General features: G+C 58.1%; 31 protein-coding genes and 1 pseudogene. 10 read left to right on the top strand and 22 right to left on the bottom strand.

Going from position 1 to position 23309, the window contains the following annotated elements:
* Positions 1-2: 2 nt before the first annotated feature.
* A complete protein-coding gene (locus tag ABWV79_RS05815; protein WP_353390899.1) occupies positions 3-821 on the bottom strand; it encodes an ABC transporter substrate-binding protein in 819 nt (272 codons plus the stop codon).
* Positions 818-1795: a prolyl aminopeptidase gene (gene pip / locus ABWV79_RS05810; RefSeq protein ID WP_353390898.1), complete on the bottom strand. Its 978-nt coding sequence runs from the start codon at positions 1793-1795 to the stop codon at positions 818-820. The genes ABWV79_RS05815 and pip overlap by 4 nt, the downstream gene beginning before the upstream one ends.
* Positions 1796-1843: 48 nt before the next feature.
* Here pip and ubiG point away from each other — a divergent pair, with 48 nt between their 5' ends.
* The gene (gene ubiG, locus ABWV79_RS05805) at positions 1844-2590 is read left to right on the top strand and encodes a bifunctional 2-polyprenyl-6-hydroxyphenol methylase/3-demethylubiquinol 3-O-methyltransferase UbiG (protein ID WP_353390897.1); all 747 of its coding nucleotides are present in this window, start codon (positions 1844-1846) and stop codon (positions 2588-2590) included.
* A gap of 2 nt (positions 2591-2592) precedes the next feature.
* Here the strand turns inward: ubiG and ABWV79_RS05800 are convergent, their stop codons facing one another.
* Genes ABWV79_RS05800 through ABWV79_RS05785 form a run of 4 tightly spaced genes read right to left on the bottom strand, consistent with a single transcriptional unit; the run spans position 2593 to position 4870 of the window.
* Positions 2593-3033, bottom strand: coding sequence for a MarR family winged helix-turn-helix transcriptional regulator (locus ABWV79_RS05800; RefSeq protein ID WP_170353764.1), 441 nt, complete (start codon positions 3031-3033; stop codon positions 2593-2595).
* A 16-nt stretch (positions 3034-3049) separates the two neighbouring features.
* On the bottom strand, positions 3050-3880 hold the full coding sequence (locus tag ABWV79_RS05795; RefSeq protein WP_353390896.1) for a carbon-nitrogen hydrolase family protein: 831 nt from the start codon (positions 3878-3880) through the stop codon (positions 3050-3052).
* A complete protein-coding gene (grxC, locus tag ABWV79_RS05790; RefSeq protein ID WP_170353766.1) occupies positions 3877-4134 on the bottom strand; it encodes a glutaredoxin 3 in 258 nt (85 codons plus the stop codon). The genes ABWV79_RS05795 and grxC overlap by 4 nt, the downstream gene beginning before the upstream one ends.
* A 37-nt stretch (positions 4135-4171) precedes the next feature.
* Complete coding sequence (locus tag ABWV79_RS05785; RefSeq protein ID WP_353390895.1) at positions 4172-4870, bottom strand: ComF family protein; 699 nt, start codon at positions 4868-4870, stop codon at positions 4172-4174.
* 46 nt (positions 4871-4916) lie between these two features.
* Between ABWV79_RS05785 and ABWV79_RS05780 the strand changes: the two genes are divergently transcribed.
* Positions 4917-5747, top strand: coding sequence for a methyltransferase domain-containing protein (locus ABWV79_RS05780; protein ID WP_353390894.1), 831 nt, complete (start codon positions 4917-4919; stop codon positions 5745-5747).
* A 56-nt stretch (positions 5748-5803) separates the two neighbouring features.
* A complete protein-coding gene (hemH, locus tag ABWV79_RS05775) occupies positions 5804-6853 on the top strand; it encodes a ferrochelatase (RefSeq protein WP_353390893.1) in 1050 nt (349 codons plus the stop codon).
* Between the two features lie 83 nt (positions 6854-6936).
* On the opposite strand, the gene ABWV79_RS05770 is transcribed toward hemH, so the two are convergent.
* Positions 6937-7119: a hypothetical protein gene (locus ABWV79_RS05770; protein WP_010442520.1), complete on the bottom strand. Its 183-nt coding sequence runs from the start codon at positions 7117-7119 to the stop codon at positions 6937-6939.
* A 139-nt stretch (positions 7120-7258) separates the two neighbouring features.
* Positions 7259-7855 carry a L,D-transpeptidase gene (locus tag ABWV79_RS05765; protein ID WP_170353770.1) on the bottom strand — a complete coding sequence of 199 codons (597 nt, stop codon included), beginning with the start codon at positions 7853-7855 and terminating at the stop codon, positions 7259-7261.
* Between the two features lie 168 nt (positions 7856-8023).
* On the opposite strand from ABWV79_RS05765, the gene dalA reads away from it, so the two are divergent.
* The gene (dalA, locus tag ABWV79_RS05760) at positions 8024-8539 is read left to right on the top strand and encodes a divisome-associated lipoprotein DalA (protein ID WP_353390891.1); all 516 of its coding nucleotides are present in this window, start codon (positions 8024-8026) and stop codon (positions 8537-8539) included.
* Between the two features lie 74 nt (positions 8540-8613).
* On the opposite strand, the gene ABWV79_RS05755 is transcribed toward dalA, so the two are convergent.
* The 7 genes from ABWV79_RS05755 to ABWV79_RS05725 all read right to left on the bottom strand — a co-directional run bounded on the left by ABWV79_RS05755 (position 8614) and on the right by ABWV79_RS05725 (position 13399).
* The gene (locus ABWV79_RS05755; protein WP_170353772.1) at positions 8614-9078 is read right to left on the bottom strand and encodes a PTS sugar transporter subunit IIA; all 465 of its coding nucleotides are present in this window, start codon (positions 9076-9078) and stop codon (positions 8614-8616) included.
* A 60-nt stretch (positions 9079-9138) separates the two neighbouring features.
* A complete protein-coding gene (gene hpf / locus ABWV79_RS05750) occupies positions 9139-9702 on the bottom strand; it encodes a ribosome hibernation-promoting factor, HPF/YfiA family (protein WP_170353773.1) in 564 nt (187 codons plus the stop codon).
* Between the two features lie 252 nt (positions 9703-9954).
* Positions 9955-10713, bottom strand: a complete 759-nt coding sequence (gene lptB / locus ABWV79_RS05745; protein ID WP_170755376.1) for an LPS export ABC transporter ATP-binding protein — start codon at positions 10711-10713, stop codon at positions 9955-9957.
* Entirely contained in the window at positions 10713-11204 is a 492-nt protein-coding gene (locus ABWV79_RS05740; protein ID WP_353390889.1) for an LptA/OstA family protein, read from the bottom strand. The genes lptB and ABWV79_RS05740 overlap by 1 nt, the downstream gene beginning before the upstream one ends.
* 3 nt (positions 11205-11207) lie before the next feature.
* Positions 11208-11807 carry an LPS export ABC transporter periplasmic protein LptC gene (gene lptC / locus ABWV79_RS05735; RefSeq protein WP_353390888.1) on the bottom strand — a complete coding sequence of 200 codons (600 nt, stop codon included), beginning with the start codon at positions 11805-11807 and terminating at the stop codon, positions 11208-11210.
* A gap of 12 nt (positions 11808-11819) precedes the next feature.
* Positions 11820-12788, bottom strand: coding sequence for a KpsF/GutQ family sugar-phosphate isomerase (locus ABWV79_RS05730; RefSeq protein ID WP_353390886.1), 969 nt, complete (start codon positions 12786-12788; stop codon positions 11820-11822).
* The gene (locus ABWV79_RS05725; RefSeq protein ID WP_170353777.1) at positions 12785-13399 is read right to left on the bottom strand and encodes a ribonuclease D; all 615 of its coding nucleotides are present in this window, start codon (positions 13397-13399) and stop codon (positions 12785-12787) included. The genes ABWV79_RS05730 and ABWV79_RS05725 overlap by 4 nt, the downstream gene beginning before the upstream one ends.
* A 179-nt stretch (positions 13400-13578) precedes the next feature.
* Here ABWV79_RS05725 and ABWV79_RS05720 point away from each other — a divergent pair, with 179 nt between their 5' ends.
* The 6 genes and pseudogenes from ABWV79_RS05720 (at position 13579) to ABWV79_RS05695 (ending at position 18174) form a co-directional block, all read left to right on the top strand.
* Positions 13579-14811 carry an MFS transporter gene (locus ABWV79_RS05720; protein ID WP_353391695.1) on the top strand — a complete coding sequence of 411 codons (1233 nt, stop codon included), beginning with the start codon at positions 13579-13581 and terminating at the stop codon, positions 14809-14811.
* Entirely contained in the window at positions 14795-15274 is a 480-nt protein-coding gene (locus tag ABWV79_RS05715; protein ID WP_353390885.1) for an Lrp/AsnC family transcriptional regulator, read from the top strand. The genes ABWV79_RS05720 and ABWV79_RS05715 overlap by 17 nt, the downstream gene beginning before the upstream one ends.
* Positions 15275-15347: 73 nt before the next feature.
* Entirely contained in the window at positions 15348-16037 is a 690-nt protein-coding gene (locus ABWV79_RS05710; protein ID WP_353390884.1) for a lytic transglycosylase domain-containing protein, read from the top strand.
* 9 nt (positions 16038-16046) lie between these two features.
* Positions 16047-16799: pseudogene (locus ABWV79_RS05705) on the top strand (FHIPEP family type III secretion protein); the annotation flags it as partial.
* A gap of 23 nt (positions 16800-16822) precedes the next feature.
* Entirely contained in the window at positions 16823-17083 is a 261-nt protein-coding gene (locus tag ABWV79_RS05700; RefSeq protein WP_353390883.1) for a flagellin, read from the top strand.
* Positions 17080-18174, top strand: coding sequence for a flagellar basal body P-ring protein FlgI (locus ABWV79_RS05695; RefSeq protein WP_353390882.1), 1095 nt, complete (start codon positions 17080-17082; stop codon positions 18172-18174). Before ABWV79_RS05700 ends, ABWV79_RS05695 begins: the two co-directional genes overlap by 4 nt.
* A gap of 54 nt (positions 18175-18228) precedes the next feature.
* On the opposite strand, the gene ABWV79_RS05690 is transcribed toward ABWV79_RS05695, so the two are convergent.
* From ABWV79_RS05690 to ABWV79_RS05660, 7 genes are read right to left on the bottom strand one after another with little or no spacing between them, the layout of a single operon-like run.
* Positions 18229-18876 (bottom strand): DUF1523 family protein, encoded by a 648-nt coding sequence (locus ABWV79_RS05690; protein WP_170353798.1) that lies wholly within the window; start codon positions 18874-18876, stop codon positions 18229-18231.
* 11 nt (positions 18877-18887) lie between these two features.
* Positions 18888-19154 carry a hypothetical protein gene (locus ABWV79_RS05685; protein WP_170353799.1) on the bottom strand — a complete coding sequence of 89 codons (267 nt, stop codon included), beginning with the start codon at positions 19152-19154 and terminating at the stop codon, positions 18888-18890.
* On the bottom strand, positions 19155-20492 hold the full coding sequence (locus ABWV79_RS05680) for a DUF6638 family protein (protein WP_353390881.1): 1338 nt from the start codon (positions 20490-20492) through the stop codon (positions 19155-19157). It abuts the gene before it with no gap.
* The gene (locus ABWV79_RS05675; RefSeq protein WP_353390880.1) at positions 20489-20728 is read right to left on the bottom strand and encodes a hypothetical protein; all 240 of its coding nucleotides are present in this window, start codon (positions 20726-20728) and stop codon (positions 20489-20491) included. The genes ABWV79_RS05680 and ABWV79_RS05675 overlap by 4 nt, the downstream gene beginning before the upstream one ends.
* 5 nt (positions 20729-20733) lie before the next feature.
* On the bottom strand, positions 20734-21030 hold the full coding sequence (locus tag ABWV79_RS05670; protein WP_170353801.1) for a hypothetical protein: 297 nt from the start codon (positions 21028-21030) through the stop codon (positions 20734-20736).
* Positions 21027-21362: a hypothetical protein gene (locus ABWV79_RS05665; RefSeq protein WP_353390879.1), complete on the bottom strand. Its 336-nt coding sequence runs from the start codon at positions 21360-21362 to the stop codon at positions 21027-21029. The genes ABWV79_RS05670 and ABWV79_RS05665 overlap by 4 nt, the downstream gene beginning before the upstream one ends.
* Entirely contained in the window at positions 21359-23290 is a 1932-nt protein-coding gene (locus tag ABWV79_RS05660) for an AAA family ATPase (protein ID WP_353390878.1), read from the bottom strand. Before ABWV79_RS05660 ends, ABWV79_RS05665 begins: the two co-directional genes overlap by 4 nt.
* Positions 23291-23309: the final 19 nt, after the last annotated feature.

Raw genomic sequence — 23309 nt, 5'->3', positions numbered from 1 at the left:
GGTCAGGCCAGCCACCACCGTTCTGCAATGCGCCCATCGTCCAGCGCACGCCCCCCGATCTGGCGCGGCATTCCCACCTGTCCGGCCACGGCCAGCGCCATGTCATCTTGGCTGGGGTGGTACCGCAGGCCGCGCTGATCCTTCAGGCCATCGCTGTCGGGCAGCGCCGCCACGTCCACATAACCGTCACGCAACGCCTCGGCCCGGACTTTGGCGTCAGGGATCACAATAACCTCAAGCGCATCGGCCCAACCGGCCTGTCCGTCCTTGTAGTGATCCGACACCCGGCGGCCAAAAAAATGCCGATCATCCTCGGCCCGTTTCACCCGGTAGCATCCGGTACCATTGGCGGTGTGCAAGGGCGTCACGCCCTGCCCATCGCGCGTGATAACGAACCGGGTATCAGCCAACAGGAAAGGCAAGCCGGGATTCGCCTCGGTCAGTTCCAGCCGCACCGAATCTGCCGTCAGAGCCTCGGCCTGCCCGACCTGTTGCAGCACCGACACCACATCCGCCACATTCAGTGCCGCACCGTCATGAAATGCCACATCAGCCCGCAGATCAAAGCTCCAGACCCGCGCATCCGCATCCGTGTGCCACCCGCTCGCCAATTCGCCGCGCAGGGTGCCATCGGGCGCGATCTCGGTCAGGGTATCAAAGACAGCCCCACGCGCCACCTGTTCCAAACTGTCATCGCGCGGCACGGCCAGTCGCAACGTCCCGCCCTTTTTGGGCGTATCTGCCAGCGAGGCCCCTGTGGCCGCCAGCAAAGCCGCCGCAGCACCCGAGGCGAATAAGGCACGACGGTCCATCCGGGTCATGCGATGCCCTCCGCTACACGGTCCATGATCCGCACCAGCTCGGCGCTGATGCCGGGCTCGGACAGGGCATGACCTGCTTGGCGCACCATCTTCAGCTCGGCATTGGGCCAGCGTTCGGCCAAAGACCACGCGGCCTGCGGCGGGCAGATCATGTCATAGCGCCCCTGCACGATATGTCCGGGGATATGGGCGATTCGGTCCATCTGATCCAAAATCTGCCCGTCTTTCTCAAGGAAAGCCCCATGGGTGAAATAGTGATTTTCAAGCCGCGCAAAGGCGCGCGCGTATTCTCCGGGGCTTTCACCTGTAGAACCGTGCGAATGGATCGAAGCCAGCGCGTTCTCCCACGCCGACCAGGCCCGCGCATACAGGATTTCCGTCGCCCGATCGCCCGAGAACAGTCGTTTGTGATAGGCGCCTATGGTATCCGACAGCTCATCCTCGGTCAGCAGAGCGGTGAATTTCGCCCATTGCTCGGGCCAGAACTTGCCCGCGCCGCCGCCATAGAACCAATCCAGCTCGGCCTGCGTCGCCAGAAACACACCGCGCAGCACCAGCCGGTTCACCCGGTCCGGATACGCCTGCGCATAGACCAACGCCAGCGTCGCGCCCCAGCTGCCGCCAAACACCGTCCAGTCGTCGATATCCAGCAACGTCCGCAGACGCTCGATGTCATCCACCAGATCCCACGTCGTGTTATCCACCACCGAGGCATGCGGCCGCGACCGACCACACCCGCGCTGATCAAACAGAATCACCCGAAACACACGCGGATCAAAATAGCGCCGCATCGCCGGGCTGCACCCGCCACCGGGGCCGCCATGCAGGATCACAACTGGCAGCCCTTCGGGATTGCCGCATTGCTCCATATAAATACGGTGCCCGTCGCCCACATCGACCATCCGCTGATCGAACGGGTCGATCGGCGGGTACAGATATTGAACTGCGCGCTTTTGGTCCGGGTACTTATCCATTAGGGCCCTATATAGTATTTAAACGTAAAAGAGCACACGGAGACAGGAATGCAAGCGCATCCGAACACGGTGGACCCGTCCGAGATCGCAAAATTCGAGGCGATGGCCGCAGAATGGTGGGAGCCCCATGGGAAATTCAAACCCTTGCACATGCTCAATCCGTGCCGTCTGGACTATATCACACAGCAGATTGCGGGTGAATTTGACCGTGACCTGACGGCTGCGAAACCTTTCGAGGGCCTGCGCCTGCTGGATATCGGCTGCGGCGGCGGGCTGCTGAGCGAACCGATGGCGCGTCTGGGCGCGACGGTCGTGGGCGCAGACGCCGCCGAGCGCAATCTACCCGTAGCCCGCATTCATGCCGAGCAGTCGGGGCTTGAGATCGATTATCGCTACACCACCGCCGAGAACATGGCCGCCGCGGGCGAGCAATTCGACGTGGTGCTGAATATGGAGGTGGTCGAACACGTGGCCGACCCTCTGGGTTATCTCACCGCAACACAACAGTTGCTAAAACCCGGCGGGTTGCAGGTATGTTCGACCATAAACCGCAACCCAAAATCCTATGCGATGGCCATCTTCGGGGCCGAAGTCGTCATGCGCTGGCTGCCGCGCGGCACGCATGAGTGGAACAAGTTCATCACCCCCGATGAGCTGTTCGACCTGCTGCGCCAAGCCGGGCTGGAGCCAGTGGACCGCAAGGGGTTCGTCTTCAACCCGATCCTGTGGAGCTGGTCGATCTCGGACCGCGATCTAAGCGTGAATTATGTGACGGCGAGTGTGAAGCCCGGGTGAGGCTACTCCCCCTCCAACTGCAACCTCAAATCCCGCAGCACGGGCAACGTGCTGCGCACCCGCTCCAACCCTAACTCTCCGACCACGCGGTTGATCAGCGGTGCAATCGAGGAAATCGCCTGATCGCGGGCGCGGCGACCGGCTGGGCTGATGGCGACCATCTTGCGGCGGGCGTCGTCCCAGTCGGGACGGATGTGGATGTATCCGGCCCATTCCAGCTTGGCCAAAGTGTTGGTCATCGCCCCACGCGTCACATGGAAGGTGCTGGCCAGTTGCGCCGGTGTGCGTTCATCGCCGACAAACACCAGATGGTTCAGCACCGAGAAATGCGAGATTTCCATGCCCTTGGGCAGCACCCGGCTTAGTCGGTTGCGCAATAGCTGGTCGGCGGTCAGGATCTCGCTGAACAGCGTGACCGCAAGGGCATTGGTGTCGTCCGTCATTGGGTCCGGCTCTGGATCAGGGGCCGTCAAAAGCCCGCAGGTGCGTCAATGAGGGCACGCGGCGGCGCGCCTCTGTCACAGAACTATCATCCAAATCGAAAATGTGAATGCCCGGATCGGTGCCTGCGTCGATGACGACCTCTCCCCATGGGGCCACAACCATGCTGTGACCGTGGGTGTGGCGGGTCTTGCCACGGGTTTTCGGATGCGCGCCGGTTTGCGCCGGGGCCAGTACCCAGGCTCCGTTTTCAATCGCCCGTGCGCGCAGAAGCGATTCCCAGTGCGCCTTGCCGGTGACCGGCGAAAATGCCGCCGGAACGGTCAGAATCCGCGCCCCGCCCTGCGTCAAGGCGGCAAACAGATGCGGAAAGCGTATGTCGTAGCAGATGGCCATGCCGACCTTGCCGAAATCGGTCTGCGCAATCACCGCCCGGTCGCCGGGGCGGTAGTTTTTCGATTCGCGGAAGGTCTCGGAGTCTGAGACCTGCACGTCGAACATATGGATCTTGTCATAGCGCGCCACGATCTGCCCTTGCGGGTCGATCATGTAGGATCGGTTGGCAAAGCGCCCATCGGCGTCATGCGTCTTGATCCCAAGCGAGCCGATCAGCAGCCAAACGCCCAGCGCGGCGGCCTGATCGCGCAGACCCACCAGCGTCTGGTCGTCTTCCTCGTGCTGCAGAACCTCGCGCTGGCGCGTGGTGGAATTAGACACACAATTCGTCACCTCAGGCGTCAGAATGAACTGCGCGCCCTGCCCGGCAGCCTCGGCCATCAGGGCGCGCACCATGTTCAGATTATCAGACGGATCATCCGACGAGGTGATCTGCAGCAGCGCAGTCTTCATGCCGCCAGCAGACGGTCCAGCTTGCCCTGACGGTCCAGCTCGTACAGGTCATCGCAGCCACCCACGTGCTGGGTGCCTATGAAGATTTGCGGCACGGTGCGTTTGCCGCCCGCACGTTTGATCATCTCGGGCTTGCGCTTGGGGTGCATCAGAACGTCGACCTCTTTGAACTCGACGCCTTTCTGTTTCAGCAGGCGTTTGGCGGCGTGGCAGAAGCCGCACAGAGGCGATGTGTAAATCTCAACCGGTTTCATAAGTCGTCCCTTCGGGTTTCGCGTAATCCTGCGCGAATTAGGTATCCTTGGCAACGCGTGCTAGGGTCAACACGAAAATATGACTTGCGCCCGACGCAAGACAGACTCGCGCACAAGCCGCCAGCGTCGCGCCCGAGGTCATCACGTCATCCACCAACAGCACATCCCGCCCGTGCATCCGGTTTAAGCGTTTGGGATGCGGCGCAATAGCGTTTTCCAGCGTCTCGGCCCGCTGCGCGGCGGTTTTTCCATCCAGAACCGGGGTTTTGATGCATCGGATCAGCAGGTCAGGGCAGACCTCAAGCCCCGTGTGCCGCCCCAGATGCTGCGCCAGCAGGGCCGACTGGTTATAGCGCCGTTTCAACAATCGGGACCAATGCAGAGGTACCGGGGCGAGCAACATATCGTCGCGGAACAAATCTCGACCCGCCTGCGCCATCCACCGCGCCGCCGGACGTGCCAATTCCGGCCTGTCGCCATGTTTCAACGCAAGGATCAGCCCCCGTGCCTTACCATCATACAACAGCGCCGAGCGTCCGTCCTGCCATGGTCGGGGCGTTTTCATACAGTCGTCGCATTCAATCCGGTGGCCATCTGCCACACCAGGCAGAGGCATTCCGCAGCTTTCGCAGACCACCCCTCCGATAAAGGGCGTGTCGCGCCAACAGGGGCCGCAGAGGCCGAAATCGGACTCGGTCAGCTCTCCACACCCCATGCAGCGGGGTGGATAGATCATCTGAAGGGCGGTTTGAATCCGCGGCCAGATGCGATACTTGCGCCCTATGAAACTGCCTGCTTCCAACGCACCCTCTCTGTTCGACCGCAAGGCCCTGACCCTGCATCGCGCCCGCGCGCGGGACGAGGCGCTGTTCTTGCACCGCGCCGCCGTGGACGAGGTTCAGGATCGACTCAGCATGGTTAACAAAACCTTTACGGCTCCGGCTGTGGTGACGCCCTTCGCCCATGTCTGGCGAGATGTGATGCCAAAAGCGCAGATCGTGGCGGATGATGAGGTGCTGAACCTGATCCCTGGCGCGCATGATCTGGTGATCCACGCGTTGGCGCTGCACTGGGCCAACGACCCCGTAGGCCAGTTGATCCAATGCCATCGGGCGCTAAAGCCTGACGGGCTGCTGCTGGTGGTCTGCCTAGGCGGGGAAACCTTGCACGAACTACGCGCCGCTTTGGGACAGGCCGAGATCGAAATCTCTGGCGGGCTCAGCCCACGTATCGCACCGATGGGCGAACTGCGTGATTTGGGCGGCTTGCTGCAACGGGCCGGGCTGGCCTTGCCGGTGGCAGATACGGCGCGACTGACGGCGGAATACCGCGACCTGCGGCACCTGATGCAGGACTTGCGTGCCATGGGTGAGACCAACAGCCTGACCGACCGCATCAAACGCCCCACCCGGCGACAGGTCTTTGACCGCGCCCAGCAGATATACGCCGATCACTTTGCAACGCCCGAAGGGCGGCTGAACACCACCTATGAACTGATCTGCCTGACCGGCTGGTCCCCTGATGACAGTCAGCAAAAGCCCCTGCGCCCTGGATCGGCCCAAACCCGCCTTGCTGAAGCGCTGGGCACAAAAGAGGGCAAACTGACCGATTGACGACTGGACAAATCCGTTTATCTCAGCCCGGTACAAAGAAATTCAGGAAGCCCCTCATGTTTGACGCCACTCGCCCCGCCCATGCCCCTGCCGACCACCCGAAGGTGAAAATGGGCCGCGTCGGCATTCTTCTGGCCAATCTGGGCACGCCGGACGACTATACGTATTGGCCCATGCGCCGTTACCTGAACGAGTTCTTGTCGGATCAGCGCGTCATCGACTATCCGAAATGGAAATGGCAGCCTATCCTGCAGGGGATCATTTTGACCAAACGGCCCTTCAGCTCGGGCGAGGCGTACAAGTCGATCTGGAACCACGACAAGGGCGAAAGCCCGCTGATGACAATCACAAAGGACCAAACAGCCAAGATGCGCGATGCGATGCAGGCGCGCTATGGCGATCAGGTGATGGTCGATTTCTGTATGCGATACGGCAACCCCTCAACCAAATCCAAAGTTCGCGAGATGGTGGCCGCGGGCTGTGATCGCATCCTGTTCTTTCCGCTCTACCCGCAATACGCGGGTGCAACGACCGCTACTGCCAATGACCAGTTCTTCCGCGCCCTGATGGAGGAGGCTTGGCAACCCGCCAGCCGCACGGTTCCGGCTTATTTCGACGAACCTGCCTATATCGACGCTTTGGCCGGGTCGGTGGAACAGGCCTACGCCGCGATGGAGACCAAGCCCGATATTCTGGTCTGCTCCTATCACGGAATGCCGGACCGCTATCTGCAGCAGGGCGATCCCTATCACTGCCAATGTGCAAAAACCTCTCGCCTTCTGAAAGAACGGCTGGGTTGGGCGGATGATCAGCTTGTCTCAACCTTCCAGTCGCGATTCGGCCCCGAGGAATGGCTGAAGCCTTACACGGTCGATCACGTGGCAGAACTGGCGCGTCAGGGGAAAAAGAATATCGCGGTGATCGCGCCTGCGTTTTCGGCCGATTGCATCGAGACGCTGGAAGAAATCAACGAAGAGATCAAGGAAAGCTTTGAAGAGGCCGGCGGCGAGAGCTTTACCTATATTCCCTGCCTCAACGACGACGATTCGCACATTGCTGCTTTGGGCAAAGTAATCGAGGACAATTTGAAAGGCTGGCTGGACTGACCAGCTCTGTCAGGGCCGGCGAACAGACACAAAAAAGGCGATGGATTTCTCCACCGCCTTTTTCTTGGATAATTCGTATCGAATTAGCTTGCTGCAACAGCTGCTGCAACAACAACCAGCAGGATCAGCGGCAGGATGATGCCCTGCGACGAACCCTGAGTTTCTTCGACAACAACAGGTGCTTCAACAACCGGCTCTTCCAGGTTGCCAGCATAAGCGGTCGAAGCAGCAGCAGTCAGTGCAGCGGCGAGAACGAGTTTCTTCATATTAACCTCCAGAATAAGCACGGTTTCAGATAGCGAAACCGCACACCCAAGACTTACCTCGTGTTTTTTTCTAACCAGCTATCCAACTGGAATGCAAATGGAAGTTGCTTCGCAAGCGACTTCATGCGCGGTTTTGTCGTCAAATTAGCAACACTTGAGTGCCAACCTTCGCCATCGAAAACAGCTCGGCGATATCTTCGTTGAAAAGACCGATGCATCCGTTCGAAGACCGACGCCCTATTTTGCGCGTATCGTGGGTTCCGTGGATTCGGTAGTACTTCCAGCTTAGATACAAAGCGTGCGTTCCCAACGGGTTATCTGGACCCGGTGGGATATAGTCCGGCCATTCGGGGTTTCGCTTCTTCATCGAAGGTGTCGGCGCCCAGCTGGGCCCTTCGACCTTGCGAATGACGCTTGTGCGACCGCGACGCGTGAGTTCTTCGGTCAGCGGAACCGATGATGGGTAGAGTTTATACACGCTTTGGTCGTCTGACCAATAATGCAGTGCCCGTGAAACGGTATCGACCAGGATTGCGCCATTGCGCGTGTTGTCAAAATAGGGCTGCCAGTCCAAAGCACGGAAACCCGAAATGTTTCGCCGCACCTGCGGTTCGGGTTCGGGTGCCGGACGCAGAGGATCGCCCGGAATGTACTGAGCAATCGCCGGAGTAGACAGAAAGGCGGACGCACCGACCAGAAATCCGCGGCGCGAGGAAGGAATGAGTTTCTTGACCATTTGTGTCGGTCCTTTGCTAAACCAGAAAAGGAATTTGACGCATTTTATTGCCTGAATACGTCAATCGCAAATCAAACCGGCAAAATCACGCGGGAATCAGCCATTGCAGGTTTGCCCAAGCCCGTTGGTCGCGCTATTGCGTAAGATGACACAAAAATCAGGTCGACCATGACGCGTATTATTACACTTCTGTTCTTATGTTTTGCTGCTGTGGCGGCTTGTACCCCAAGCTCAACCACGACGATTGGTGCGGATGGCCGTCCGCTGCCCACCGTTTACAAGATTCGCGGCAATCCCGAAAAGCTGCAGTTCCGCATGCTTGATTCGGTTAACGCACTGCGGCAGGCTTCGGGTCTGCAGCCTGTGCAACTGAATTCACAGCTCAATGCTGCGGCTGCCACACATTCCAAAGATATGGCACGCCAAAACCGGCCATGGCATTTTGGGTCCGATGGATCATCCCCAATAGATCGGGCCGCGCGCGTTGGGTATTACGGCACATTCCTGGGCGAAGCTATTTCGGAAACCTTCGAAACCGAAACCGAGACATTGGCTGCCTGGATGCAGGAACCCGGTCCACGATCAGTGATACTGGACCCTCAAGCCACGCAGATGGGATTTGCTTGGCATCAAGAATCGGGTGGAAAAATCTGGTGGACGTTGGAAATGGGAACCGGCGGCTGACCACCGCCGTAGCGTGGAAAAACAAAGCCCCCGATTATCGGGGGCTTTTTCGTTAGTACGCTTCAAGCGCAGGATCAGGCCGCTTGCATCGATTGCGCCTCGGTTAGGATTGCATAGAGCTTGACCGGGTCAGGGTTGGCCCGCAGCTTGGCGCAAACCGCTGTGTCACGCAGGGTACGAGACACCAGCGCGAGCGCTTTCAGATGGTCTACACCCGCTTCTTCCGGTGCGAAAAGCGCGAAGGCGATATCGACTGGCTGACGATCAACCGAGCCAAAATCGATGGGCTTTTCCAGCATGACAAACGCGCCAGCGACCTGTTCGATTTCAGTCAGACGCGCATGGGGAAGCGCAACGCCATGGCCCACACCCGTGGGCCCAAGGCTTTCACGTTCGAGCAGACCATCAACGACAGTTTGCTCGTCCAGGCCCAGGGTTGCCGCAGCAACATCGCCAATTTCCTGAAACAGCCGCTTCTTGCTGGAAGCGGCTGACAATACACGTACTGCTTCGGGCTTCAGAATGCTCGAAAGCTCCATGATTTTGCTCCAATGGCAAGCCCCTGCCAATGCAGGGGCACGCCTTTCTAATCTTGCCTGTTATGGATCGATCCAGCCTATGTTACCGTCTTCCCGACGATACACGACATTCAATCCATCCTTGTTCTCATTCCGGAACACCAGCACCGGGGCACCAGCCAATTCCATCTGCATAACGGCTTCACCAACACTCAGCGATGGGATCTTGGTTTCCATCTCAGCCACGATCATCGGCTGCAGAGATTCTGGCTCATCTGCCGACTCAGATTCGTCAGAGGCGAGGATATAAGAGGAAGCTCCGAAGAGTTCAACCGGCTCGACCCGATCCTTGTGGTGATCCTTGAGGCGGCGTTTATAGCGGCGCAATTGTGTTTCCATCTTGTCACAGCACCCCTCGAATGCCGCGTAAATCTCGGTAGCATGGGCTTTGGCCTGCGCCGTCAGGCCGGTGGAAAGATGTACGGTGGTCTCGCACACATATTCATGCGCAGAACGGGAAAAGACGACATTGGCGTCGGTCGGTCGCTGGGCGTATTTGCCCACAACCTCGCCAAGTTCGGTCTGCACATGGGTCTGAAGTGCTTCACCGATGTCGATCTGTTTTCCGCTGATTTGGTAACGCATGTGATCTCCTTCACAATTCACACCCATTCTGACGCTGCGTAACACAGCGCGCTTCTTTTTATCGGGTGGGGGGTATCGGCATGTTCCGCGGTAGCCGGAACTTGATCCCTTCCAAGAAGGGGCATCGTGATCCAGACTGGAACCGAAAAAATGCCATGACCCAATTGAGGCAAGAGACGGCGGAAGAGTCAATCAAAACAGGCGTGTATATACGAGATTTCCGCCATGCATTCGGCGCAATACCGCGCAAACCTATGAAATACGGAAGTTTTCGCCCAAATAGACGCGCCGCACGTTTTCGTTTTCAACGACTTCGTCCGGTGTTCCGGACATAAGTACCTGACCGTCATGCAAAATATAAGCGCGGTCCACGATCTCGAGCGTTTCACGCACGTTGTGATCCGTGATCAAAACCCCGATCCCGCGTTTTTTCAGATCAGCGACCAGATGACGGATGTCACCCACGCTGATCGGGTCGACCCCGGCAAAAGGTTCGTCGAGCAACAGGTACTTTGGATCGGCAGCCAGACAACGCGCAATCTCGACCCGGCGGCGCTCACCACCCGACAAGGCCAACGCGGGCGCACGGCGCAGATGCTCGATCGAGAAATCGGACAGCAGCTCTTCCAGGCGTTCTTTGCGGCGATGGGCGTGCCCCACAGTGATATCCAGAACAGCCGAGATATTGTCTTCAACGCTCATCCCGCGAAAAATCGACATCTCTTGCGGCAAATATCCGATCCCAAGCCGCGCCCGGCGATACATTGGAAGGGTCGTCACCACCTGCCCATCGATGGTTACGCGACCAGCTTCGGGAAAAACCAACCCTGCAACAGAATAGAAAGTGGTGGTCTTGCCGGACCCGTTCGGCCCCAGCAACGCGACCACTTCGGATCGGTCCAACGTCATTGACACATCTCGGATGACGGTCTTTTTCCGATAAGACTTCCGCAGCTTTTCGATCCTGAGCCCCGAACTGCCCTGAGCCAGTTTCAGGTTCGGTCCAGCCATCAGTTGGCACCCTGCTGCAGAATGGTTTTAACGTTGCCCGTCATGGTCGCCGTACCTGTCGTCAGGTTGGCGTTCATCTGGTCGCCGCTGATCGTACTTGGCCCTTGCGTCAGCAGAACGTTGCCGCGCATGACGATCACACCCGAATCGATGGTATATTCGGCCCAATCCCCTTCAGCTGCATCTGGCGGGCTGACCAGAACCACATCCTCGGTCGCTTCCATACGCTCAATGCCAGACCGATCCGCGTTGTAGATGACAAGCACGCGCTCGGCCGTCAGGCGCATTTCACCCTGAATGACAATTACATTGCCAATGAACTCGGCCGAGCCATCTTCCTGATTCACGTTCAACGATTCAGACGTGACTTCGACTGGCAGGCTGGGGTCAGCTTTTTGTGCGCCAAACGCCACTTGTGTTTCCTGAGCGGACACTGAAAAAGTGCTGCTCAACAAGGCAATTCCGACAAGGGCAATTCGAAAATCGAACACAGGCTATCTTTCTGCTCTTTTCGGCTCGTATATCAGTTTCACGCCGTCTGTAAAAATAATATGGACCGGGCCGTCCTTTTTTTCGGCCCCAAAGGTCATGCGACCTGCTGAAAAATTTCCGATAACTCCGGTCCCATTGACCTGACCCGGAGTGTCGCCGCGTATCTCGTCCAGCGCGGTGTTCAGCAAATTCGTGGTCACTTCGATTCCGTCAGTGGTCGTGATCACCACATCACCGATGAAGGTCGCAGTGTTCTTGTCAGGACGGATCATGCCCGAGTTCGAATCCAGAGTGATAATACCCCCGTTAGACAGCCCCAGCCGCCCACGGAACTCGGATGCTGTCGGGACCGAGTTCTCGGTACCTTGTGTGGCCTGGATTGCTTCGATCTGAACTTCTTCGCCCTTGCGCGTGGTTCCGCGATAATTGGGCCGAGTCACGATCTGATCCGCCAGACGTTCTTCTATATCGCGTTGTGTGAAGGGAACTTTGACGTCGGTTTCGATACTGCGGGACAGAAGGAACACGGTGGACAGCATCACGATGGCCACCAACGGCAGCAGCACCTTGAGGAATTGCACCATGCGTGAATGGCTGTCCACGGTCGCGCCCTCTTAACCCAGTCCAACGCGCAGGCAGTCGTGGATATGCAGCAGGCCCAGCGTCTGCCCGTCTGCATCCGGTTCGACAACGAACAAAGACGTAATCTTACGATCATTCATGATGGCCACTGCCTCTTCTGCCAACGCGTCGGGGCCAATAGTGGTCGGGTTTTCCGTCATCACCTGAACTGCGGTTTTGGTCAGCAAACCGTCCATGTGGCGACGAAGGTCCCCGTCGGTGATGATCCCGGCAAGTTGTCCGTCAGCCGTTGTCACGCCGGCGACGCCAAAGCCTTTTTGGCTGATTTCGATCAGCGCGTCGCTCATCGCGACGTTTGACGCCAACAACGGTAAAGCACTGCCCGTGTGCATCAAATCTCGCACCGTGCTAAGCCGTGCACCCAGTTTGCCGCCGGGATGAAATGCGCGAAAGTCCTCGGGCTTGAAATCTCGATACTTCATCAGCGCAATCGCCAGCGCATCCCCCATCGCCAGCGTCAGCGTGGTCGAGATGGAAGGCACCATTCCAAACCCGCACGCCTCGCCCATCGACGGGATCAGCAAATGCACGTCCGCTTGTTTCATCAGCGTGCTTTCGGGTTTGCTGGACAAGCCGATCAGCGGAATGCCAAAGCGGCGCGTGAAAGCCAGAAGGTTTGCCAGTTCAGGCGCTTCGCCCGAATTCGAGATCGCAAGAACAACGTCCTCTTTGGACACCATTCCCAGATCGCCATGACTCGCCTCGGCCGGGTGAACAAAATAAGCGGGTGTTCCGGTGCTCGCCAATGTCGCCGCAATCTTATGGCCGATATGCCCGGATTTGCCGATGCCACTGATGATGATACGGCCTGTCGCCTGCAAGATCAGCTGCACGGCCTCGGCGAAATCTTCGTTCAGGCTATCGGCCAGCACGTCAAGCGCGCGGGCCTCGTCGGTGACGACCTGTCGGGCGGTTCTCAGGAAAGCTTCGGTATCGGTCATGAGTGCGCAAAAATATCCGTTTCGGGCCAACCGGCGAGGTCAAGTTTCGCACGCATCGGCAAGAAGTCAAAACAGGCCTGAGCCATTTCCGTTCGGCCTTCGCGGGCCAGCCGCCCGTTCAGCGCCTCGCGCAGGCGGTGCAGGTACAAAACGTCCGAGGCAGCATATTCCAACTGTGCGTCGGTCAGGGTCTCCGCTCCCCAATCGCTCATCTGTTGCTGTTTCGAGATGTCGACGCCGATCAGCTCCTGACACAGGTTTTTCAGTCCGTGACGGTCGGTATAGGTGCGCACCAGACGACTGGCGATCTTGGTGCAATAGACAGGCGCGGCCAGGGCACCAAAGGCATGGTACATCGCGGCGATGTCAAAACGGCCAAAGTGGAACAGTTTCAACACATTGGGATTTTCAAGCATCGCACACAGGTTCGGGGCTTTGGTCTGACCCTTTTCCACTTGTACGATGTGGCTGTTTCCGTCGCCACCCGACATCTGGATCACGCACAGGCGATCCCGATGCGGGTTCAGACCCATGGTTTCGCAGTCGATGGCCACGACAGGGCCAAGGTCCAACCCGTCCGGCAGGTCGTTTTTATAGAGATGGTTGGCCAACGAGCTTGTCCTTTGTGCGATTTCGCCTCCGAGATAGGCGGTTTGATCCGTAAACTCAACGCCATCCGTGGAACGCGGCCTATATGCGCGGGTTTATTGACCTCGCGTTCCAGTGCTGGAAAATGGCGGCCACCCCCGTGTCGTTAATATCGCGCTTAGGAAACCCCGAGGTATCGCAAATGCTGAGCGTGCTGCGCAACCGAACCTACCGCCACTTGCTGGCCGCGCAGGTCGCGGCCTTGACCGGAACCGGGTTGGCAACAATTGCCTTGGGTTTGCTGGCCTTTGACCTCGCACAAGACGCTGCAGCATTGGTGCTTGGAACTGTTTTGACAATCAAAATGGTAGCCTATGTCACCGTAGCACCACTGGCTGCGGCGTTTGCCGAGCGCGTCGATCGGCGCAAAATGCTTGTTGTGCTGGATATCGTGCGCGCAGCCGTCGCGGTGTTCCTGCCCTTCGTAACCGAAGTCTGGCAGGTCTATGTGCTGATCTTCATCCTGCAATCGGCGTCTGCCGGTTTCACTCCGGCCTTTCAGGCCACCATCCCCGACGTGTTGACTGACGAACAGGATTATACCAAGGCCCTTTCGCTGTCCCGGCTGGCCTATGATATGGAAAGTGTCCTGAGCCCATCCTTGGCTGCAGCTTTGCTGACTATCGTCAGCTTCGACAACCTGTTCTGGGGCACCGCCTTGGGCTTTGTCGCTTCTGCTCTGCTGGTCGTTTCGGTCGCCTTGCCTTCGCCGATGCCGACACGGCCCCGCGGGATCTACGACCGCACAACCCGTGGCATTCGTATCTACCTGAACACTCCGCGTCTGCGGGCGCTGCTGGCCCTGACATGGACCGCTGCCGCCCTCAGCGCGATGGTCATCGTGAACACAGTCGTCATCGTGCGCACCGATATGGGGTTACCGGAAAGCGCAGTCGCACTGGCTTTGGCCGGATTCGGAGGGGGATCAATGCTGGCAGCCATCACTCTGCCATCTTTGCTGAACAGGTTTCGGGACCGCTCGGTTATGCTGTTCGGGGCCACCACAGGCACAATTTTCATGGCCATGGCTGCTTATCTGTTTGCCAATTTCCCGATGACACTCCCTACACTCGCCTTGATCTGGGCCTGCGTTGGGTTTGGGTATTCGTCCACCCTGACACCGTCCGGGCGCTTACTGTCCCGATCCGCGAAACCAGAAGACCGCCCGGCCGTTTTTGCCGCGCAGTTTACACTGTCACATCTATGCTGGCTGATGCTTTATCCATTGGCCGGTTGGCTAATGACAACGAAAGGCACGGCAGTGACGCTGACTTGGATGACCATTGCTGCGTTTGCTGGTCTTGTCATTGTCAGTGTGCTGTGGCCTGAAAAATCACCCGAGGGAACCGCAGGTAAAGATGCGTCCAAGCCTTGAGGCTGTGCCCCACTCTGCCTTACACCTTGTCGTTATGGATCAACTAGACCGTCGTATCATCGCCGCACTGCAACACAACGCGCGGGAATCAACTACCAAGATCGCAGCCAAACTTGGGTTGGCACGCACAACCGTGCATGAGCGGATCAGGCGGATGGAGGAAAGCGGAGTCATCGCAGGGTATTCCGTTGTGCTCAACAAGGCCGAAGACACCCCGCGTGTTCAGGTCGTGGTGATGCTGGAAGTTCAACAGAAAGAGACGACCCGCATCATCAAACGGCTTGAGGCTTACCCAGAGGTCAAGCGGTGTCTGTCGATCAATGGCGAGTTTGACCTGCTTCTGTCCGCCGAAGCCCCCAGAATCGAGGACCTGGATATTCTGGTTGACGAATTGGCTAAAATCCCCGGTGTTCTGCGCACCAATACCAGCGTTGTTTTTGGCCGCAGGATCGACCGGAAATGATTGGGCGCTAACCCTCTGTAAACCCTGCCGCAGCTAACCTGACCCGGATTGATCAGAATCCCGGACCGGCAGAATGCCCCATCGCACGATTTCAGGACTTTTGGCGCTTGCGCTTTGCGTGGGTCAACAGGCGCTCGCCATACCCAACCTCCGCACTGCAGACATATGCGATCGGGCCGCCCAGCGCGCGGCTACGTCCGAAGGCGTCCCGCTTGAGGTGTTGCACGCCATAACACGCGTTGAAACAGGCCGCGCCATTGACGGACGGCTTTCGCCTTGGCCGTGGGCCATCAATGTCGAAGGAAAGGGCTTTTGGTTCAAATCCGAGTTTGAGGCAAAGTCTTATGTTTTCAATATCTTCAAGGCAGGAAAACGCAGCTTTGACATTGGATGTTTCCAGATCAACTACCGCTGGCATGGCAAGGCGTTCCGTTCCATCGACGCAATGTTTGACCCCGATGAAAACGCCACTTACGCCGCACGGTTCCTGAAAGATCATTATGCTGAGCTCGGCTCGTGGACCGCGGCTGCGGGGGCATACCACTCGCGCACACCCCATTTGGCACAGACCTATTCTGATAGGTTCCAGCGTGTCTTGGCGCAGTTGGACTACAACGAAACACGCGCCATCGCGTCACGCTATCCGTTTACCGGATCGGCGTCTCCGCTGATCCCGCTGCGGGCCGACCAAGCGCCCGCTGGCGCGCTTAGGTCGCTGATGCCGGCGACCGGATCTGCCTCTGCCTTCATTTCCTTCAACTAGGAGCCTCGCGTGCCCAAGATCGACGCCCGTTCCCTGTTTTCCCCGACCGTACTGCTGGCAGTGGCTCTGATGACGGTCATCGTAATGATGATCCTGCCGATGCCAGCCTGGGTGCTGGACGTTGGGTTGGCGGCCTCATTCGCGTTGGCCATTTTGATTTTTACGCTGACCCTGTTTGTCGAGCGGCCGCTGGATTTCTCATCCTTCCCGACGATCCTGCTGGCCTCACTTATGTTGCGGCTATCGCTGAACGTGTCCTCGACCAAGCTGATCATCGGTCAGGGCCATACCGGCCCCAACGCCGCGGGCGACGTGATTGAGGGGTTTGCTAACTTCGTCATGGGCGGCAGCATCTTTCTGGGTCTCGTGGTATTCGGCGTGCTGCTGATCGTGAATTTCATGGTCATCACCAAGGGCGCCGCCCGCATGGCCGAAGTCGGCGCGCGCTTTGCGCTGGACGGGATGCCGGGCAAGCAACTGGCCATCGACAGCGACATGTCCGCCGGTGCCATCGACCATCAACAGGCCAAGGAAAGGCGCGAACGGGAACAGCAAGAGACTACCTTTTTCGGCTCACTTGATGGTGCATCGAAATTCGTCAAAGGAGACGCGGTTGCGGGTCTGCTGATCACGTTGTTGAACCTTGTGATGGGACTGATCATGGGGGTGATCGTCCATGGGATGCCGGTTTCTTCGGCGTTTGAAACCTATGCGATTCTCACCGTAGGCGATGGGCTGGTTACGCAGATTCCGGCCGTGATCAACGAACCGCGCTGTTCAAGCAGTTGGGTGTCGATCTGGCCAACACGCAAAATGAAACAGTAAACCTGCGCGCTCTGGTCGGTGCAGCAGAAGCCCGAATTGATCAGGCGGCAACACGCAACAGCGCAGCAATGACAAGCCTTGAATTCAGTCGAAACGAACTGATTGCCGCGGACCCTTATCAAACCGCTGCGCAGTTGCAGACAGTCCAGTTTCAATTGGAAAGCCTGTATTCCGTAACCGTTCGCAACGCGAACCTGTCACTGGTGAACTTCCTGAGATGAGAGTTCTGGTTTTCATTTTGATGTTGCTGCCTAGTCTGGCCTCGGCCGGCGCGATCCGGTTGAAAGATCTCGTGGACTTTGATGGTGTTCGGGGAAATGACCTTGTCGGCTATGGCCTTGTGGTTGGCCTGAACGGAACAGGGGATGGGCTGCGCAATTCCCCGTTCACCGAGGAAATCATGTCCAACATCCTCGAGCGTTTGGGCGTGAACGTGAACGGTGAGGATTTTCGACCCAAGAACGTGGCCGCCGTGTTGGTAACCGCCAGCTTGCCACCATTTGCCAGGGTCGGTGGCCAGATTGATGTGACGGTTTCAGCCATCGGGGATTCCAACAGTCTTTTAGGAGGCACCCTGATCATGACGCCCTTGAACGCAGCGGACGGTCAGATCTATGCGGTCGCCCAAGGCACCGTTCTGGCAGGTGGTGCTGCTGTCGAGGGCGAAGCCGCGTCTGTCGTGCGCGGGGTTCCGACCTCTGGCGTCATCCCCTCTGGGGCGAGGGTCGAGCGCGAGATTGATTTTGACCTTTCGTCACTGACACAAATGCGGCTGGCGCTCAGAGAGCCGGATTTTACTACTGCTGGCCGGATTGAGTCTGCAATCAACACGGAATTTAATCGCCCCGTTGCCATCATGCGAGATTCTGGCACGGTGGAGTTGAACATTGCCGCGACACAGTCGATCTCGACTGCGCATGCGTTGGGTCGGATCGAAAACATTCTGGTTGAGCCGGAAACCAAAGCGCGCGTCGTCGTGGATCAGCGCTCTGGCACGATTGTCATGGGTCAAGAAGTCCGCATTTCGCGCGTTGCAGTCTCGCAGGGGAACCTGACCCTCACGGTAGAAGAAGCACCTATTGCAGTACAACCCAACCCGTTTGCGCGTGGTGAAACAGTTGTTGTCCCCCGAACGATCGCCGGGATCGAAGAAGAAGAAGGGACTGGTTTGGCCGAAATCCCCGAGGCAACAACCCTATCAGAGGTTGTTGCCGGCCTGAACGCACTAGGCGTTTCCCCCCGCGACATGATCGATATTCTGAAAACGATCAAAGCCGCTGGGGCATTGCACGCGGAATTTGTAGTGCGTTAAGGGTGCGGCGGGTCCATGGGCCCCATCTTACCTTTTCCGAAAGAAGAACGGGCATTACTTGGATTTCCAGCTGTCCAGCCACTTCCTGAACCTGCTGCTTTGCTCTCCAATCGCATCCCCGGCGGCGTATAACCCGTCTTCGACGTTTTCGATCACAGGATCGACTCGTGCCGCGCGGAACCTGCGCCAACGCACCCATATGGCCCAGACGATCGCGAAAAAGACGGTCAGGAAAATGATGTTGAACCAAGGTATCAGCCGCACATCGGGGCTATCGACCGGGCGAACAGAAACAGCATTTGGAAAGATCGACATTAGCTGATTGCGCCAGCCGTAATGGCGTAGCACCACCCATTGCGGGTTATCCGCAGTCGAGACCAAATTGGTCAGTTCGGCCTGCAGGTTCGAACTATCGAGTTTGAAGTATGGTGGCCATCCCCAGCCGGTATCTTCATTGCGGTAAACACGCGGTTTGCCATTAGGGCGGAAGGTTTCGACAAAGCGCACATCGCGATTGACGGTTTGCGCGCCCTCTTGCCCGGTATCCTGCTGCGCCCAGAAGATCGAGTTCTCACCGAAATCGACACGCCGCACCTCGGTCTTGACGATCCGCACCACATCCTGCTGCGGCAGGGTGTATTCCAGAACCGAAGCAACCAGCCCCCAGAAGACGATGATGAATGCCCATTTGATATAGACCATCTATTCGGCCCTCACATGAAATTTGTTATATAGATCAGCAGGGCAATGCCCCCCAGCGGGATGACATAGACACCCAGCAACAGTTTCTTTCGAAACGAGTTATCATACTGCCGCATCCCCCGCTGTAGAAATGCGTCACGATCGCCGTGCAGCCCTTTCTTTTCCCAATGTGCGATCAGTTTACGACGGCGTATCAGACGGGAATAGATCGACAACCCGACATAAATCACTGTCAGAATTACCAGTAAGGGGATCAGAAAACGGATTGCGACGATCATTCAGCTTCTCCCTACCGCGCCCCAAGGGCCGACCCGCGCGATGACCGCGTCGCTGACCCGGTCGGTGCCGCTCATATCCGGTTCATGACCGAACAGCGCGGCGCGGGCACCGGCTTTGTCCACCTGATACTCGCGCGCGAGGAAGTCGGCAACATAGGCTTTCTTGGTGTCCGGCCAAGTGGAATAGGTCCGATAGAACAGCTCTTTGTGGCAGATGAACATCTGGCGCGGGTCCAGCGGGGCCAGCTCGGCCAGTAGCATGTTCACCAGATCGCGGTTCGGCGTATCGGCGGCGCGCAGCGTATAGAAATAAGCTGGGTGGTCCGAGGTGATCCGCGGCCACGGCCCCCCGTCACTAGCCCAGCGCAGCAACTGGGCCAGGCCATGATAGGCCTCGGGCAAGTGACCGGCGTGGTTGCGGGCGAGACGGCGCATGTCGCTGCGGTCCAACCCGGTCAGGTCAACGCCCGCGTCGGCGGCGGCATGGATGGTCAGGAAATCCATCTTTTGCTGCAACACAGCAGCCGAGTTCACACCGCGCGCCTCGATAATCGTTTCAACCAGATTGTTGTCGTTCAGAAACGCCGCGATCTGGTGCCGTTGAACCGGATCGAACACGTGGTTCAACGGCAAATCATCAGCCCGGTCGCCCATGCAAATCGCCGCCGGATAGTCCAGGTCGGGGAACAGGTAGAGCCCACCGAAATGCGCCGTCCAGAAATTGCGCTGCTCAAACGCGGTGTGGCGCAGGTGGATCGGATTGCGAGTGACGTCGCCGGTTTCTTTGGCGGTTTCGATCATTTTGGCGATCAGCACATCGTCGAACCAGGCGTCCTCTTGGGTTTTGAACTGTTCGACCATACCTGCAAGTTGTTCGGCCCTGCGCAGAGTGCCGCCCACCGTGTCGGCTTCAATCTCAATCTTTCGTAAGTTCAGAAGATCGGCGGACGTGGTGAGTTTGAAGACCGAGTTCACCAGCTCTCCGGCCACCGCATCCGTGGCGGTCAGGGCGAACAATTGCGCCTCGTTCATCTCGATGAACTCGCGCAGAATATCGCGCGAGGTCGAGAATTTGACGTTCAGCAACGGCGCTCGTTTTTGCTCGGTCGTCAACAGGATGAACTGCCGGTTGACCCCGTTGGGGTTGAGGTAGAGCGGGTCGTCCAATTCCTGGCCCACTTCGGGCGAATAGCCCGAGATATCTACATGGAAATCTGTCAGATCAGTGGTCTTGCCCGTCAGATGCTGCAAAGCGCGGTTATACCGCTCGACCAAGGCCGGGCTGGAAATGTGGACGAGGTTGCCAAACATCAGGCCTTTTTCGATGAGACGGATCATGGAAGATACCTTTTGAAAACCCATCGCTCCAGAAGAAGCAAAATTGATAAGATCACGCCGAGGAAACACCCAAATACTAGGAAGCTGAGAAAAACTTCGTTTGGTGAATCCGTTGTGCCGCAACTACGAATGACCCGGAAGTTTTCGGGCATCAGCCCGTCCCAACCGCAAATAGTGGTGGTCATAAATACAGCCAGAATGACTGCAAATAAGACTGCGGCGATGATCGCTCTCAAGTTCGTCACCTCATCATTCTATTTAGACGACCAACAACCACAACTGCCAGCACCAACAGTGGCAGCGCAAACGCCCGCGCGGTGATCTGCAAGTTGAAGCCGATATAAGACACCACACTGCCTTCAAACAGGATCAGGGTCTCGTCCCACGACGCGCCTTCAAAGCCGCTGCCTGCATTCACACCGAACTGAGTCAGATACAGAACCGCGACGGCGCCCAGAAATCCGAACACACCCCAACGCAGGGGCAGGATCAGGCCCAGTACAAGCGCCAAACCAGAGATTGCGAGAGTTAAAGTCATGTCATTACGTCCTTTTTCCGGCGATGCGTTACTGCATACGCTCCGCCGGACAAGATCATTGCGGGGACGAACCAGAACAACGCCTGCGCAAGAAAATGTGAAGGGGCCTGACCCGGACCAAAGGCGTGGACCAGTGAGGCGGGGCGCAGGACCGAGGCACCGTTGATCCAGATTTCAAACAACGCGCTCCAGACGTAAGCAACCGCGAAAATAATTAGTGCCAACATTCTAAAGGCGGGTCGGGCAGCCGCGCGGCGACGCGCGACCGTAATGCCGAAAAACAGGCACGCGCTGATCAGCGATCCGAAGATCAGGATCAAGCCGCCGGTCATGTTTTCCCCTTCAGATACCGCCGCTTGGCTTCTTCCATCCGGCCCATTTCTCGGACGGCGTTCTCGATGGCGACCTCGTCGCTCTTGTCGGCATAGCGGAATTCACTGTCGGCGTAGCGGTTGACTTCCTGCATCACCATGTCCACCGTGATCGGCTGGCGCAGGTCCTCAATCATGGCCTTCTTGGTGTCGTAGTCGCGGAACAGGAACAGGTCGGGGTTCTCCATCCACTCATCAGGCAGTTCGAAATCCATCGCGCGGACCTTGACCGCGTCGGTGATGTTCTTGATGGCGCGGCCCGTAAACCGCTCGTCCGCCTGCTGGATCGCCTTTAGGTAGGTGCCCAGCTTGGCAATCGTGTCCATCTGGCCGATCTCGCCCGAAACCCGATTATAAACCTGCAGCAAGGCGTCCTCATGCGGGTGGGAGTGGCTTTCAAAACTGGCAGCGACGGCCTTTTTGATCTCCTGCGCGGCATAAGCCTCGTGTTCCCCCAACGGGATGTCGTGGTTGCGGCCCATCAACAGGTGCAGAATGTCGATGTAGTCCTCGCGCGTTTGCGGCCCGTCCACCAGAAACCGCGCTCCCGCCCGCTGGCGAAGAGCATCGTCCACGTTCTCGGGATAGTTCGAGAACATGCCAAAGGTGCAATTGCCGCGCACGACGGTGTTGGCGCCCGCAAAGCTCTCCATCAGAACGGCGGTGATTTCCAGCTGCCCAGCCGAGGACTGCCGGTCGCCGCGTTTACCCGCCAGTTGATCGATATCGTCGATGGTGCCAAAGCCGATAACCGAGGGGTCGATGATCGTGTTGATAAACGCCTTGGCGTTCTGTCCGGATTTGCCCTGATAGCTGTCTATATTGTCGGTGCTCAGGTTTTGATAGCGGAAAGGATAGCCCGCGTTCTGGCAATAATCGTTGATCAGCCCGGCCATCATTTGGATCAGGGTGGTCTTGCCGGTGCCCGGCTTGCCGTCGCCCATGAAGGTAAAGATGAACCCGCCGAGTTCCGCAAACGGGTTCAGGCGGCGGTCAAAGTCATAAGCCATCAGCATCTTGGCCAGCTTCATGGCCTGATATTTGGCGATGTGGTTTCCCACCACCTCGTTCGGCTTCTTGAACGTCATGGTCAGGGTGGTGGATTTGGCCTTGGAGGCGGGTTCGAACCCCCGGATCGTCAGGTCATCCGCCTCGATATGCCACGCGGCGTTCTGGAACGGGGCTAGATGATCCGCCGACTGCGCGCGCAGGGCGGCCTTGTCCATCAGTTGTTCGGCATAGGCGCTCGTAGCCGCGATCAGATGCGCGTCGTCGGGGGCGTGTTTCGCCAACACTTGATCCAGTTCCCACAGGGCACCATGCAACGCAAGCTGGCCATTGTCGGTCAGGACCTCTTCGATCTCGCCGAGGTCGACGGTGGTCTCGCCCAGATGCGAAGACATCAGGTAGGCCAGCGCATTCCCGAAGGTATGGGACGTGATCAAAGCCTCAGCCGTCAGCAATTCCGAGAATTCTGTTTTGCGCGCGGCGGGCAGATCCCCCGCCAGGTTGGCGCGTTTCAGATTGGCCAGCGGGGTCTGTTCCGCATAAGCCTCGGCCACGGCCAGAGCGATCGCAATCGCCCGGCGAATGGCTTGCTGCGTTGTGGCTTGCGGTGGTGAGACCAGCGTATCGCCGTCGTCCGAGGCCTCGATCCGCTCAACCAGATGCACCCCGTCCGCGCGCGCGGTGCGCCGCGTCACCAGCCCCGGCGTCGTGGATCGAAACCGCCGTCCGGTCGAAACACCCGGAGAACGCTCGACCGCTGCCTCAACCGGTTTGGCAATCCGCGGCGCGTGTTCGAACCCGTTCAGCAAAGCGGTCGCTGCCGGGTAATGCTTGCGAAGATCGTCTTCGCGCAATTCCATCTGATCTGACGTCAAACTCATTTAAAAAACCGCCGTTGCT

The organism is Ruegeria sp. HU-ET01832 (assembly GCF_040371315.1).
Taxonomy (GTDB): domain Bacteria; phylum Pseudomonadota; class Alphaproteobacteria; order Rhodobacterales; family Rhodobacteraceae; genus Ruegeria; species Ruegeria lacuscaerulensis_A.
This window is presented reverse-complemented; position numbering and strand designations above follow the sequence as displayed.

Excerpts from the sequence above, each read along its gene's own strand:
- ABWV79_RS05815 (WP_353390899.1), bottom strand. The coding sequence starts at position 821 with ATGACCCGGATGGACCGTCGTGCCTTATTCGCCTCGGGTGCTGCGGCG.
- pip (WP_353390898.1), bottom strand. The coding sequence starts at position 1,795 with ATGGATAAGTACCCGGACCAAAAGCGCGCAGTTCAATATCTGTACCCG.
- ubiG (WP_353390897.1), top strand. The coding sequence starts at position 1,844 with ATGCAAGCGCATCCGAACACGGTGGACCCGTCCGAGATCGCAAAATTC.
- ABWV79_RS05800 (WP_170353764.1), bottom strand. The coding sequence starts at position 3,033 with ATGACGGACGACACCAATGCCCTTGCGGTCACGCTGTTCAGCGAGATC.
- ABWV79_RS05795 (WP_353390896.1), bottom strand. The coding sequence starts at position 3,880 with ATGAAGACTGCGCTGCTGCAGATCACCTCGTCGGATGATCCGTCTGAT.
- grxC (WP_170353766.1), bottom strand. The coding sequence starts at position 4,134 with ATGAAACCGGTTGAGATTTACACATCGCCTCTGTGCGGCTTCTGCCAC.
- ABWV79_RS05785 (WP_353390895.1), bottom strand. The coding sequence starts at position 4,870 with ATGATCTATCCACCCCGCTGCATGGGGTGTGGAGAGCTGACCGAGTCC.
- ABWV79_RS05780 (WP_353390894.1), top strand. The coding sequence starts at position 4,917 with ATGAAACTGCCTGCTTCCAACGCACCCTCTCTGTTCGACCGCAAGGCC.
- hemH (WP_353390893.1), top strand. The coding sequence starts at position 5,804 with ATGTTTGACGCCACTCGCCCCGCCCATGCCCCTGCCGACCACCCGAAG.
- ABWV79_RS05770 (WP_010442520.1), bottom strand. The coding sequence starts at position 7,119 with ATGAAGAAACTCGTTCTCGCCGCTGCACTGACTGCTGCTGCTTCGACC.
- ABWV79_RS05765 (WP_170353770.1), bottom strand. The coding sequence starts at position 7,855 with ATGGTCAAGAAACTCATTCCTTCCTCGCGCCGCGGATTTCTGGTCGGT.
- dalA (WP_353390891.1), top strand. The coding sequence starts at position 8,024 with ATGACGCGTATTATTACACTTCTGTTCTTATGTTTTGCTGCTGTGGCG.
- ABWV79_RS05755 (WP_170353772.1), bottom strand. The coding sequence starts at position 9,078 with ATGGAGCTTTCGAGCATTCTGAAGCCCGAAGCAGTACGTGTATTGTCA.
- hpf (WP_170353773.1), bottom strand. The coding sequence starts at position 9,702 with ATGCGTTACCAAATCAGCGGAAAACAGATCGACATCGGTGAAGCACTT.
- lptB (WP_170755376.1), bottom strand. The coding sequence starts at position 10,713 with ATGGCTGGACCGAACCTGAAACTGGCTCAGGGCAGTTCGGGGCTCAGG.
- ABWV79_RS05730 (WP_353390886.1), bottom strand. The coding sequence starts at position 12,788 with ATGACCGATACCGAAGCTTTCCTGAGAACCGCCCGACAGGTCGTCACC.
- ABWV79_RS05720 (WP_353391695.1), top strand. The coding sequence starts at position 13,579 with ATGCTGAGCGTGCTGCGCAACCGAACCTACCGCCACTTGCTGGCCGCG.
- ABWV79_RS05715 (WP_353390885.1), top strand. The coding sequence starts at position 14,795 with ATGCGTCCAAGCCTTGAGGCTGTGCCCCACTCTGCCTTACACCTTGTC.
- ABWV79_RS05710 (WP_353390884.1), top strand. The coding sequence starts at position 15,348 with ATGCCCCATCGCACGATTTCAGGACTTTTGGCGCTTGCGCTTTGCGTG.
- ABWV79_RS05695 (WP_353390882.1), top strand. The coding sequence starts at position 17,080 with ATGAGAGTTCTGGTTTTCATTTTGATGTTGCTGCCTAGTCTGGCCTCG.
- ABWV79_RS05690 (WP_170353798.1), bottom strand. The coding sequence starts at position 18,876 with ATGGTCTATATCAAATGGGCATTCATCATCGTCTTCTGGGGGCTGGTT.
- ABWV79_RS05685 (WP_170353799.1), bottom strand. The coding sequence starts at position 19,154 with ATGATCGTCGCAATCCGTTTTCTGATCCCCTTACTGGTAATTCTGACA.
- ABWV79_RS05680 (WP_353390881.1), bottom strand. The coding sequence starts at position 20,492 with ATGATCCGTCTCATCGAAAAAGGCCTGATGTTTGGCAACCTCGTCCAC.
- ABWV79_RS05670 (WP_170353801.1), bottom strand. The coding sequence starts at position 21,030 with ATGACTTTAACTCTCGCAATCTCTGGTTTGGCGCTTGTACTGGGCCTG.
- ABWV79_RS05665 (WP_353390879.1), bottom strand. The coding sequence starts at position 21,362 with ATGACCGGCGGCTTGATCCTGATCTTCGGATCGCTGATCAGCGCGTGC.
- ABWV79_RS05660 (WP_353390878.1), bottom strand. The coding sequence starts at position 23,290 with ATGAGTTTGACGTCAGATCAGATGGAATTGCGCGAAGACGATCTTCGC.